The 12322-nt window shown below is 55.4% G+C and carries 14 protein-coding genes; 3 read left to right on the top strand and 11 right to left on the bottom strand.

Annotated features, from left to right (window positions below; genetic code table 11):
* Nucleotides 1-37 precede the first annotated feature (37 nt).
* The 5 genes from B9L21_RS04660 to B9L21_RS04640 all read right to left on the bottom strand — a co-directional run bounded on the left by B9L21_RS04660 (nt 38) and on the right by B9L21_RS04640 (nt 4236).
* Nucleotides 38-484 carry a YpbF family protein gene (locus B9L21_RS04660; RefSeq protein ID WP_063165438.1) on the bottom strand — a complete coding sequence of 149 codons (447 nt, stop codon included), beginning with the start codon at nt 482-484 and terminating at the stop codon, nt 38-40.
* A 112-nt stretch (nt 485-596) separates the two neighbouring features.
* Nucleotides 597-1103 (bottom strand): LysM peptidoglycan-binding domain-containing protein, encoded by a 507-nt coding sequence (locus B9L21_RS04655; protein ID WP_063165437.1) that lies wholly within the window; start codon nt 1101-1103, stop codon nt 597-599.
* A 4-nt stretch (nt 1104-1107) separates the two neighbouring features.
* A complete protein-coding gene (locus B9L21_RS04650; protein WP_063165436.1) occupies nt 1108-1695 on the bottom strand; it encodes a CPBP family intramembrane glutamic endopeptidase in 588 nt (195 codons plus the stop codon).
* Nucleotides 1679-3202: a RecQ family ATP-dependent DNA helicase gene (locus B9L21_RS04645; protein WP_063165435.1), complete on the bottom strand. Its 1524-nt coding sequence runs from the start codon at nt 3200-3202 to the stop codon at nt 1679-1681. The genes B9L21_RS04650 and B9L21_RS04645 overlap by 17 nt, the downstream gene beginning before the upstream one ends.
* Nucleotides 3190-4236, bottom strand: coding sequence for a helix-turn-helix domain-containing protein (locus tag B9L21_RS04640; protein ID WP_063165434.1), 1047 nt, complete (start codon nt 4234-4236; stop codon nt 3190-3192). The genes B9L21_RS04645 and B9L21_RS04640 overlap by 13 nt, the downstream gene beginning before the upstream one ends.
* Nucleotides 4237-4737: 501 nt before the next feature.
* Between B9L21_RS04640 and B9L21_RS04635 the strand changes: the two genes are divergently transcribed.
* The 3 genes from B9L21_RS04635 (at nt 4738) to serA (ending at nt 7465) form a co-directional block, all read left to right on the top strand.
* Nucleotides 4738-4986, top strand: coding sequence for a ferredoxin (locus B9L21_RS04635; RefSeq protein ID WP_008879661.1), 249 nt, complete (start codon nt 4738-4740; stop codon nt 4984-4986).
* A 172-nt stretch (nt 4987-5158) separates the two neighbouring features.
* A complete protein-coding gene (locus tag B9L21_RS04630) occupies nt 5159-5662 on the top strand; it encodes an inorganic diphosphatase (protein WP_063165433.1) in 504 nt (167 codons plus the stop codon).
* A gap of 228 nt (nt 5663-5890) precedes the next feature.
* On the top strand, nt 5891-7465 hold the full coding sequence (gene serA, locus B9L21_RS04625; protein ID WP_063165432.1) for a phosphoglycerate dehydrogenase: 1575 nt from the start codon (nt 5891-5893) through the stop codon (nt 7463-7465).
* Nucleotides 7466-7649: 184 nt separating this feature from the next.
* On the opposite strand, the gene B9L21_RS04620 is transcribed toward serA, so the two are convergent.
* From B9L21_RS04620 to B9L21_RS04595, 6 genes are all read right to left on the bottom strand, one after another.
* Nucleotides 7650-8462 (bottom strand): histidinol-phosphatase, encoded by an 813-nt coding sequence (locus tag B9L21_RS04620; RefSeq protein WP_063165431.1) that lies wholly within the window; start codon nt 8460-8462, stop codon nt 7650-7652.
* 308 nt (nt 8463-8770) lie between these two features.
* On the bottom strand, nt 8771-9901 hold the full coding sequence (locus tag B9L21_RS04615; protein WP_063165430.1) for a GerMN domain-containing protein: 1131 nt from the start codon (nt 9899-9901) through the stop codon (nt 8771-8773).
* On the bottom strand, nt 9879-10424 hold the full coding sequence (gene sigX / locus B9L21_RS04610; protein WP_063165429.1) for an RNA polymerase sigma factor SigX: 546 nt from the start codon (nt 10422-10424) through the stop codon (nt 9879-9881). The genes B9L21_RS04615 and sigX overlap by 23 nt, the downstream gene beginning before the upstream one ends.
* A gap of 115 nt (nt 10425-10539) precedes the next feature.
* Complete coding sequence (locus tag B9L21_RS04605; RefSeq protein WP_063165428.1) at nt 10540-11256, bottom strand: hypothetical protein; 717 nt, start codon at nt 11254-11256, stop codon at nt 10540-10542.
* Entirely contained in the window at nt 11249-11737 is a 489-nt protein-coding gene (locus tag B9L21_RS04600; RefSeq protein WP_063165427.1) for an ECF transporter S component, read from the bottom strand. Before B9L21_RS04600 ends, B9L21_RS04605 begins: the two co-directional genes overlap by 8 nt.
* Complete coding sequence (locus tag B9L21_RS04595; RefSeq protein WP_063165426.1) at nt 11734-12312, bottom strand: cob(I)yrinic acid a,c-diamide adenosyltransferase; 579 nt, start codon at nt 12310-12312, stop codon at nt 11734-11736. The genes B9L21_RS04600 and B9L21_RS04595 overlap by 4 nt, the downstream gene beginning before the upstream one ends.
* Nucleotides 12313-12322 lie beyond the last annotated feature (10 nt).

Raw genomic sequence — 12322 nt, 5'->3', positions numbered from 1 at the left:
GGCCGCTTACGCGAACGCTACGGAATGGAAAACCCATTCAGCTATGCTCATAATATAGGTTAATGTCGTATTCCCGCTTCAGCCACTCAAACAGCCGGTGACGCCCGTTCCACTGCTCTTCGTCTTTCCATAAATCGATGCTTTTTTGAATAATTTCGCAACGGAGGGCGTGAAAATCATCTTCCGCCTTTTCACTTTTTCCTTTGTAATAGACAGCGGCCCAATAAACGGTGCACAAAAGAAGCAGGATAAGAATGTGGACAGGCGCGGCAAAAAACCAGGCAAACCGCCCGCTCCACGTCGCCACGACCGCCGCGTTGGCAATCACATAAAGAAGGAAAGCCGCCAAGCCGACAAATGAGGCGGCTTGCAAAACGGTCGTCCGCTTTTCGAGCCGCTCCCATTTTTTCTTTTTTTCAATAACCGCAAGCAACATTTCTTTTGTCACTTCATCGAGGGAAAATTCGCTCGGAAAATAGGCCATCGTGCTCTCCCCCTTGTCCTTTTCTATTGTCCATCATATGCCGCGTTAAGCGGCGTTAGAACAAAGGGAAAAACACCGGCCGCCAGTTTTTTGGCGGCGAGGCCAGACGGACTCAACGTTCTTCATGAAGCGGGATGCGCAGCGTTTGCCCCGGCTCAAGCCGGCTCGTTGCCAAGCCGTTTTCCTTTTTGATAAGCTCCATAGCGCTTGACGTGCCGTAATATTTCATGGCGATGCTGTATAGCGTTTCGTTCGCCGCGACAACGTGGGTGATGATCTTGTCGTCCGTTTCATCAACCGCCTTTCGGTCCGCCGGCCGCTCCCGTTTCGCTGTTTCACTAGCTGCCTTGACGTCGTCGACCTGAATGATACGCACAGTCTCGCGGCTGCTGTTTTCCTCATGGCGGACGACTGTAACCGTTCCCGACTCCGACCGGACGTGGTGGATAGCCAGTACCGCCGCCGGCAGCGCCAAAAACAAAAACGCCAGCAGGCGGGCCGGGATGTATTTTCGCTTTTGCTCTTCTTTTTGCCGTCGTCTTTTTAGGCGTGACGACGGCGCATTGGCGCCCGACGCCAACCGTTGTTTCCGCGCCAGGCGTCCCGATGCTCCTTCCATCGCTTCACTTCCCTTCCTCCTCTGTCTCTCCGCCTAGACGAATATGTAAAGCAAGCACAAAATCGATCAAAAAATGGGCGGTGACCGTCACCCATAAGCTGCCAGTCCGTTCGTACAGCACGCCTAGAAACAAACTAAGCACGATGACCATGAGGAATAAAAACCACTTTTCCAAATACCGGACGTGCAGCACGGCGAAAATCGCACTCGCGGCCCAAAGCCCCCAATGTGTCTGCACGATGCCGCGAAACAGCCATTCTTCGGTGACGGCAATCAGCCCGCATAAAAAAAAGAGATGCAAAATGGAGCGACCGCGGAAAATTTTTTCATTCACCCCGCCGTCATCATGCCAGTCTTCCGGCAAATAGCGCATCGCCAAAAAATCAGCCGCCAACACGAGCGCCGCCGCGCCCACCCCGTATAACAGCACATCGGACAGATCGAGCCGCCAAAGCCGACGCCACTCGGCCCAATCGAACAAAAATAGCGAGGCGACGCCGGCAACGGCAAGCAGCAGCCCTTGCGTCAAATAAAGATGAAAAAGCACTTCGCGGTCCGTCATATGTTGAATTTGTTCACTTTGCCGCCTCATCTTGCCGCCCCCCGCTGAAAAACATCCGCCATAGCTCTTCGCGCCAGTGGCCGATCGGCGCCGCAGCCGGATGGCGGGCGGCGCGCATATAGGCATCAAGCCGCAGCCCGCAACCATCGCAGCACACATCCGGCTTGTCCGTCAGCTCCTCCCCGAACGCGCGGACGATCGCCGCACGCCGGCAGGAAGAGGTGTGCACCCAGTCATCCATTTCCTGCAGCTTTTTTCGCTTCCAGCGCCGCCGCGCCTCCATGGCCGCGGCCATTCTTTCATACAGTTGCTCCTTCGCCTCAGCCGTGATCCGTTCGGACGCCGCTGTTTGTCCCCATTCTAAACAGTACGCCACAAGCCGTTTTTGTATGTCCGTAAATCCGCTCGCTTCGATGGCAGCCTTCCATTGATCGGCAGCGGCGTCTTCTGGCAGCCGCCGGCACCATTCGCGCAGCTCGTGCGGATCGGGAAGCTCGGCTTCGGCCACCGCCTGGGCGATGGCCCGGTCGCCATCAGCGTAAAACAGCACGGCTAGACTCGGCGCCCCGTCGCGTCCGGCGCGCCCGATTTCCTGCACATACGCCTCGAGCTGAGCCGGCATATGAAAATGGAGCACGAACCGGACGTTTTCTTTGTTCACGCCCATGCCAAACGCGCTCGTACAGCAAACGATATCGAGCTGGCCGTATAAAAATTGCTGCTGCACGAGCAGCCGCTGCTCCCCATCCATGCCGGCATGGTAGTACGCCACCCGCCCCGCCCCGCTTCCCTCAAGGCGGCGGGCCATTTCTTCCGCCCATTGACGGCTTGAAAAGTAAACGATTCCCGGCCCTTCAAGCCGCCCCGCATATTCAACTAAGCGCGCTGCTTTTTCTTCAGCCGATAAGCAATGCTCGACCTTTAAGGCGATGTTCGGGCGATCAACAGAATAAATATGAAGGCGGGCGCGCTCCATCCCGAGCGTGCGGACGATATCATCGCGCACCTCCGGCGGCGCCGTCGCCGTCAGCGCCAGGCACGGCGGAGAACCGAGCGCGCGCCGGACCGCCCCGAGTTTTAAAAAGTCGGGGCGGAAATCATACCCCCATTGGGAAATGCAATGCGCTTCATCAACAACAAATAAGGAAATGCGCGCGCGCCCGAGCGCCGCCAAAAATTTAGCCGATTGCAGCATTTCCGGCGAAGCGTAAATGAAACGAAAATCGGGCAGCGAGGCGAGCGCCTGCCATTTTTCTTCCGCATCGAGCAAGCTATGGAAAGCAATCACCCGCTTTTCCCCGCGTCGGCGCAGCTGTTCGACTTGATCTTCCATGAGCGAGACAAGCGGCGAAACGATAAGCACGCTTCCGGGGAGCAAATACACCGGCAGCTGGTAGCAAAGCGACTTGCCGCTTCCGGTCGGCAACATCGCCAACACGTCGCGTCCGGCGAGCACGTCTTCGACCACTTCCCGCTGCCCTGGGCGGAATGAGGCATGTCCAAACCGCGCATGCAAGATTTTTATTAATTCATCCAACGTCCCACTTCCTTTGCTAACACGAGGCGAATTTCAAAATAACTCGCCGCGCCGCCGAGCGTGTCGCGAATATGCTTTAACTTGCGCGTTCCGAGCGCCCGCGCCGCCGCTTGAATCGAAGCCGCCTTCTCGTCCGCCACAAACGGAGCGATCGAAAAGCCGGGCACGTTGGCGGCGATTTCGACAATATGATCCTCAATCGTGCTCCGCTTTAGACGGCGAAGGGCGGCGATTTCTTCGATCGTTTTTCCTTTCTTCAGCCATTCGTACGTTTTTTGCGCCGATTGCGTCAGCTGCACCGGCACGAGCCCAGCCATCATCTCCGCCATCAGCGGAGCGCGTCCGGCTTCGGCCTCCGCCATCATATAATGAAGAACGTTGCGAAATTGAAACTGCACATAAAGCGCATCCGTTTGCAAATAGGCGGCGATTTGCTCCGCCGTCCAGCCGATGCGCGCAGCGCTTGTGAGCCGCAATGTAAACACCGTCGCTTCCTCCTCGGAGACAGCCCGAAGCAGCCGGATGAACTCGTTATAAAACGCGGCAGCGAGCGCTTGTCGTGAGCCGTTGGCGAGCACATATTGCTTCACCCATAGGAGCGTTCGCTCATCGCGGCAAATCGGTGCAAAGCGCTGCCCGTAAACGAGGTTGGATAACGTTTGGCCAACGAGAGAGAGGCGCTGCCAAAACAGCTGATCGATCTCATGATAACGCCAGCCGTTCAAATGGCGGGGAAGCAGCATTTCCTGTCCGTCAAGCCAGCGCTCCCCGGCCTCTGTCAACCTGTACGTTCGGTTGTCCCCGGGCGCGGCCAACCGCTGTTCGGCGAGCACCTGTGCAGCCGTGTCAAGCTCGGCCACCGTCACATCTTTCCACGTGCCAAAAAACGGCTCGAGCCGAAACCATTTGCTGTCTTGCAACGTTTGCGCCGACTTTTTCCCAGAAAATAAATGGTATACCGCTGCCAGCGTCCGTTCGCCGTTGAAGCGGCGCAAGCAGTGGGCAAGCAAAAACGAGGCATAACCATGCCGCATCACTTGTTCCTCCCTCGCCTCTATTGTAACAAAAATCGCCCAGTTGGTCGGCATGAAAAATAGGCAATTTGGCATCGAAACGGCTGGCGAACACTGGCCGGTTTCTTTCTCCATCAGTTCTTAAACGTAGTGAGGGCTCTTATTTGAAAAAACACCTCCTTTGCCCCATATCGGCTGCGAAATCATCGTTCCCCTACCTAGAGGGATGGTGAAAAACAGCGGATTTGCTCGATTTGCGAGAAATGGAAAGGAATAAAGTTGCGTCGCCGCAAGATTTCTCAATTTGAAAAAAACTGTGTGAGAGCAGTCTCTCCTCTGAAATCATCGGTCTTTTAGGTAACGAAAATAAACGACATGCATATGTGTAAAAATACAGGGGAGCAATTTTTTTATTGAAATGCGGGACGAACGGTCTTATTATAAAAGTGAAAGTTCATTTCCGAGCAGGCAACACGGAGATGGCCCGTCCGTTTCCAATAAACTTGGGGAGGTTAGATCTTTATGCCAAAGTATACGATCGTCGATAAAGAAACATGTATTGCCTGCGGCGCATGCGGCGCAGCAGCTCCGGACATTTACGACTACGACGAAGACGGCATCGCCTACGTCACCCTTGATGACAACCAAGGAATCGTCGAAGTGCCGGATATTTTAATTGACGATATGATGGACGCGTTTGAAGGCTGTCCGACTGAGTCGATCAAAGTCGCTGATGAGCCGTTTGACGGCGATCCGAATAAATTCGACTGAAATCCCCCCTCTTGCCGATTGGCAAGAGGGTTTTTTAGCAACGGCGCGAAAAATGCCATTCCATAAGTAGCGCATCTTGGGCGAACATGCTAAAATAAGATTGTCTTGTCCGCCGCCGACCGGCGGACAAGTTTTCGTGCATACATAACGAGCAAAAAAGGAGGAACGGGTTATGGCATTCGAAAATAAAATTGTCGAAGCGTTTATCGAAATTCCGACCGGCAGCCAAAACAAATACGAGTTCGACAAAGAGCGGGGCATTTTCAAGCTCGACCGCGTCTTGTACTCGCCGATGTTTTACCCGGCGGAATACGGCTACTTGCAAAACACACTGGCGCTTGATGGCGACCCGCTCGACATTTTAGTCATTACGACGAACCCAACGTTCCCGGGCTGCGTCATTGATACGCGCGTCATCGGCTTTTTAAACATGATCGACAGCGGCGAAGAGGATGCGAAACTCATCGGCGTACCGGTTGAAGATCCTCGTTTTGATGAAGTTCGCTCAATCGAAGACTTGCCGCAGCATAAACTGAAAGAAATCGCCCACTTCTTTGAACGCTATAAAGATTTGCAAGGCAAACGGACGGAAATCGGCACATGGGAAGGGCCGGAAGCCGCCGCGAAGCTGATCGACGAGTGCATCGCCCGCTACAATGAGAAAAAAAGTGAGTAATCCGCACTAGACGCCAAACAGGACGGAGACGGCGAATCCCCGTTTATTTCCGAACTATCTCGCTCATATCTTTTGATATGGGCGTTTTTCTTTTTCTAAATCCGAACATTCCTTTATAAAAAAACGTTTTCATTTGTATAACTTCTTCAGATCCCATTGACAGAAACCGTTTTAGTATGTTAAATTATCAGAAATTTAACATCTTCGAAAAAGAAAGGGGCACCGACTGTGTTTCGCGTACTCGTTTCCGACGCCATTAGTGAAGAAGGCTTGACGCCGCTGCGCACATCAGCAAACATTGACATCGTGCAAAAAAAGGTTGGCGAAGTTGAAGACGAATTACACACGTTTGACGCCTTGCTCGTACGCAGCGCGACGAAAGTGACAGAAGAATTATTGGAGAAAATGACGAAGTTGAAAATTGTCGGCCGCGCCGGTGTCGGCGTTGACAACATTGATGTCGACGCGGCGACAAAACGCGGGATCGTCGTTATTAATGCGCCAAACGGCAATACGATTTCCGCTGCTGAACATACATTCGCGATGATGGCAGCGCTTGTCCGCCGCATTCCGCAGGCGCACATTTCCGTCAAATCGCGGGAATGGAACCGCTCAGCGTTTGTCGGCAACGAGCTGTTCGGCAAAAAACTCGGCGTGATCGGCTTCGGCCGCATCGGATCGGAAGTCGCCAAACGGGCGCGCGCGTTTGGCATGACCGTGCACGTGTATGACCCGTTTTTAACGAAAGAGCGGGCCGAAAAACTCGGCGTCTCCATCCATTCGCTCGATGAAGTGCTGGCTTCCGCCGACATCATCACCGTCCATACGCCGCTGACAAAAGAAACGCGGGGGCTCCTTGGCACGGAAAACTTGGCGAAAACGAAAAAAGGGGTCTATTTAGTCAACTGTGCCCGCGGCGGCATCATCGACGAACAGGCGCTCATCCCATTTTTAGAAAGCGGCCATGTCGCTGGCGTTGCCCTTGACGTCTTTGAACAAGAACCGCCGGGCGATCACCCACTTTTGGCGTTTGACAATGTCATCACGACGCCGCACTTAGGGGCATCGACGGTTGAGGCGCAATTGAACGTCGCCACTCAAGTCGCTGAAGAGTTGCTCCACTTTTTCGAAGGGCAGCCGGTCACGTCGTCGATCAACTTGCCGGCCTTGTCAAAAGACGTCTATGAAAAAATTCAATCATTCTATCATTTAGGCCGGAAGCTTGGCTTGATCGCGTCGCAGTTTATGAACATCCCGGTGCAAGAGCTGTCCGTCACCTATGCCGGCACGGTCGCTGATTTGGAAACGACGTACATTACGCGCAGCTTGCTCGCCGGCTTCCTGCGGCCGCGCGTCGCCTCTACGGTCAACGAGGTGAACGCCGCCATGGTCGCTAAAGAACGCGGCATTACGTACGGGGAAAAATTTTCCGATGAAACGCACGGATATGCAAACTGCATTTCCCTCACTGTCCATGGCGAGAACAAAACGTTCACGATCAAAGGAACGCACGTGCCGAACTACGGCGACCGCATCGTCCACTTCAACGGCGTCGCCATCGACTTCGCCCCGGAAGGACATCTGTTGTACATTCAGCACCAAGACCGGCCGGGAATGATCGGCAAAGTCGGGAACGTGTTGGGGGCGCACGATGTCAACATCGCCACGATGCAAGTCGGGCGGCAGGAGGCGGGGGGGAAAGCGATGATGATCCTCTCGCTTGACAAACCGGTGGATGATGCGGTGTTAAACGCACTGGCGCAAATTGATGATATTGAGACCGTCAAACGGCTTGAGGCGTAGTCATAAAAAACGCAGGCTTCAAAATCGGAAGCCTGCGTTTTTTGTTCGTTCGCAGCATTAACCGGTGAAAAATGGGTGCCTCCCTTGCATAGGCAGGCCGCGGTTTAGTCCGCTTGGCCCTAAAAACTATGCAGGCTTCGCCGATCGGAAACCTGCATGGTTTTCGTTCGTTATCTCATTCCGTTCAACCGAGCGGCACCGCTTTCCGTTCTCCTTTCGAGAACGTCATCAGCTCGGTGTAGCCGACGCTGCGGGCGAGTTCGATCGCCTTGTCAAAGTCGGCGCCGACATGTTCCGGCACGTGCGCGTCGGAGGAAAAGACGATCGGAATGCCCTTTTCATAGCACATTTTCAGCAGGCGCGGGTCCGGGTACAGCTCGCCGACCGGCTTGCGCAGTCCGGCCGTGCTGATTTCGACGCACGTTTTCGAATTGGCGAGCGCCGTTGTCGCCCGGTCGTATTGTTCAAGCAAAAACTCTTCATCTTCTGGAACATATTTAAAAATTTTCACCAAATCGAGGTGGCCGATAATGTCAAATAAGTCCGATTCGGCAAGCGTCACGACTTGATCAAAATATTTGCGGTATGTATCGTACAAATCACGTCGCTCCCACTCGCGGCGATATTCGACTAAGTCGATGCCGAAATCGTCAACCCAATGAATGGAGCCGATGACATAGTCAAAATCGTACGCGCGGATGAACGCCGCCATCTCCTCATGCTTGCCTGGCGTATAGTCCATTTCGATCGACATTTTCACATCGATGCCGGCATCCCACGCTTCGTGGAACAGCCGGACGTAATCGTCCATATCGTAGCAGCGGCGCGCTTCCACCCACGGGTTGGACAAAATGTTCTTCGTTTGGTAAAAATGATAGGCGTGTTCAGAAATGCCAAAATGCTCAATCCCTTTTTTCGCCGCCTCATCCGTAAATTGGCGCAAATAACCAAGCGTCAGCGTCCCCCGCTCGAGATGGTTATGGTAGTCGGTCAACATCTGCCGTTCTCCTCTCCTGATGTTTTTCTCATTATAACGCATCACCGCGAAAGAGGACAACCGTTTTGCGAATATTCATCCAATCATCCGTTAGCGCCGACAAGAAACAACAGCCCGACGCATACCGCCACACCGGCGACCGCTAAAATCCGTCTCATGACATCATCCATTCTCATCCCTCCTTCCCTTCTTCGTGCCATATATGTCTTATGTCAAAACGATCATCGATAGAACAACACTGCGACGACATTAACAAAACTGTAACAAAATGACATCGTCGGAAAGTAGCCAGGAGGCGGCACCGGCCGCTATCGCCTGCCTGCTGTCAACAGTTCCGCGTTCGGACCGGCCGGCACCTTGATCCGCTCCCCAAGCGGATACGGGCCGATGGCCGAGCGGCCATTGGCCGCCAACGTCACCTCTCGCAAGCCGAACTCTTTTGCCGTCAACAAAATCGCTTCTGCCATGCGCGTCTCATCCGCTATGTCCACCAAGGCGGAAAAGCGAAGCGAGACGGCGGCATGGCGCCCGTTGACGTCGACTCGGTCGATCTCCACTTCCGGCGGAATGGCCGGCTCAAATCCGCGGCCGCCCGGCTTTTTCATCCGCTCCACCGCCTCGGGAAACGAGCGGGCGTCGCTCGGGGCCGAAACCAGCACCGCATGGCCGAACGAAGAGAGGCGGTTCATATAATAAATTCGTTTTTGCCGATTTACTTTTGTCGTTTTCAGCTGCCCGGACGCCGACAGCTCAAGGCCTTCTTCCGCTCCGGTGAAAAAGCGGATATACCGCCCGCCCATTTGCCGCACGGTTTCCACCACCGCCACTAAAAACAGCCGCTGCTCCTCACGGTTGGCGGCAAATATGCGATGACGGGCCGGAACGTGCACCGTCCAGACGCGCCCGTCGCCCGCTTCCGGCGCCATCGTTACGCCGTCAAGCCATTGGGCTGAGCCCCACAGCGGAGAGCGGTCAAGCTCATCGAGCGCGGCCGCCACCTGTTCTTTCGGGGCAAAACGGCCGAAAAGCGGGACGGTCACCGGCACCACCATGCCGATTTTCGGGTCAGGCAAGGCGATGACCGCTGCGGCGGCTGCTTCATTCGCCACGGGCGGCGCCACATCAGCCGCCATCATCACTTCTGGGCTTGCTTCGGAGCGGAATGAAGCGTCCTTTTCCCGCGGCATCTTTGCGGCAGATAAAGTGGCTTCCTGTTTGTCCGCCCGTTCCGGAGTGATTAGGCGGGGGCCGGCAACCGCAGCTGCAGCAAGCACCACTGCCGACGCGACCGCCGGAAGCCAGCGCCGCTTCCAACGCGCCGCCCGCCGCGCGCGCTCTAGCCGCTCGTAAACATCCTCTTTCGCGCGGCGGTCTTTGACGACGGGCAGCTGTTCAAGGCCGTGCTGGATGCACCGCTCATTCCAGTTGAGCTTTTTCATGTTGCCACCCCTCCCGTTTTGCCTCTTCCTCCATATATTGCTTCAGCGCCTTTAACGCACGGTGTTGCGTCGTTTTCACTTTGCTCTCCGTCCAGCCGAGCGCCGCCGCCGTTTCCGCGATCGACAGCGACTGGATGAACCGAAGGACGAGCACAAGCTGCTGATCGACCGTACAGCGCGCCAAACAGCGATACATGAGCTGAATTTCCTCCTTTTGAATGGCGACCTCCTCCGGCATCGGTTCATCGGCGCCGATCGACTCCTCGCTCCATTCCGGCGGACCGGCCCATTTGCGCCGATGCTTTTGCCGGCGGAAAAAATCGATCGCCACATGGCGCGCAATGGACAGCAGCCACGTTTTTTCGCTGCATTGCCCTTTAAACCGCTTATACGAACGCAGCACTTTCACGTATACTTCTTGGACTAAATCTTCGGCATGCTCTCGATTCCGCACCATGTAAAACAAAAAATTAAACAAATCGTCGTGATACTTTTCATACAACTGTTCAAAGACGGGGTCCATCGTCCCTCTCCCCCTATTCTTTCCGCGGACCGCAGCCAAAAAAATCCCATTATCTTCATGATAACGGGTAAAAAGCGAAAAGGAAACTGTTTTTTTAGCCAAAAACAACAGGCGGTTACGGCTCGGCAAACAGCGGAAAAAAGAGACGGCCAGCCATCCTTCTTAATACTTGCTCCCCGGCTGGATCATAACTGATAAGCAAAGAGGTCGCCGGACCGCCGGAAGCAAAAAGCGGCAGCGGGCATGCGCAGGCGCGCCACCGGCGACCGTTGGCGGCCAACAGCTGCGTCCATTCATAATAAATACCTTTTGAGCCGATAGGAATCAACTCGTAAACATACGGGGAGGCCAGAAGCTCGGCAACGAGTGAAAGCGGCGCAATCCATTCCGGGTGCGCCAACACGGCTGGGCCGACGAGCGGGCGGCCGACCACGGCAAACTGGGCCGCCTCCGGCGTGATGCCGATTCTCTTTTGTCCGCTCGCCACCGTTCCGATCGCCGTCACCCCAAGCGCTGACTGCACGGTGGCAAAATTCGATTCACTGCTGCCCGTAATCGGAAGATTAAGCCCCAGCTCGTCGCCCGCCCGCTTGATGCCGCGGCAAAGCACTTCCCAATATTCATCGGCGATAAAGTTTTGCAGCACAACCGCCTTCGCTTCCGCCCCAACCCCCGCTAACTCCATCAAGGCGACGCGGGCGGCAAAATAGGCCGTTGTCTCGGCCGGAGCAAAAACAGCGTCGCCCGGTTTTTCCCCGACCGCCGCTGAACCGTCGGCGGCGATCGCTAGTTCAACGCCATCGTCAAACGGGAGAAAGAGCACATCACGCATGCGGCGCCCTCACCCCCGCTTTCGCCGCCAAGCGGACGACAGACGGCATCACCGTCATGGCGATCAACACATTGACGGCCGCAGCCGCCGACAGCGGCGGAATGATTGCCACAACGAACGGCCAGCCGAACGAAATGACAAGCGGCAGCGGCGCCAAGAACACATTGCCGACAAAAAAGGCAGCGGCTCCGCTGAAGCGCCAGCCCCGCCCATACAGTGCGGCAAACAAGGCGCTAAGCCCCGCCATTTCACAAGCGACAATCCAATGGAACGGGCCGAGCGGCCAGCCGCCGACGTAGGCGGAAACGAAGTGGCCAAGCCCGGCGACTGTTGCTCCGGCGCGCGGGCCGAGAACAGCGGCGGCAACAAGCGCCGGCGCGCTGTCTAAAGCGATGCTGCCGACAAACGTCGGCAGCTTGATGAACGATCCGATGACAGAAAGGGCCAGGCAAACAGCCAGCCAGGCAAAGCGGCGGTTCATTGCCCTTCCTCCTTGTCGCGGAACACAATGGCGCTCCGCTCATACTCGACGTCGCCCACTCCTAAGCGTGCATTCACGACCCGGGCGGCGGCGAACAAATAATCCGACAAGCGGTTCATATATTTGAGCACAACATCATTGATCGGTTCCGCTTTTTGCAAGGAAACGATGCACCGTTCCGCCCGCCTTGTCACCGTGCGCGCCATATGAAGCGCAGCCGCCGCCTTTGAACCGCCCGGCAAAATGAACTTCTGCAGCGGCGGCGCCTCTTGCACGTACGCGTCAATGCGCTGTTCTAAAAACGCGACCATCTCCTCGGTCGCTTTATACGGCAGCTTGCCGTTGACGATGGCCAAATCCCCGCCGCAGTCAAACAGCTCGTGCTGGATTTTTTGCAGCTCACCGCAAAGATCGTGAAAACGCGCATCATCCACCAATAAGGCAAGCGCCCAGCCGATGAACGAATTCGCCTCATCAATCGTTCCGTACGCCTCGACGCGCAAATGATCTTTATCGACGCGCCCGCCGACTAAACTCGTTTTTCCTTGATCTCCCGTTCGCGTGTACAGCTTCATGCGTCCTCTC

Origin of the sequence: Geobacillus uzenensis (genome assembly GCF_002217665.1) — a bacterium.
Taxonomy (GTDB): domain Bacteria; phylum Bacillota; class Bacilli; order Bacillales; family Anoxybacillaceae; genus Geobacillus; species Geobacillus subterraneus.
This window is presented reverse-complemented; position numbering and strand designations above follow the sequence as displayed.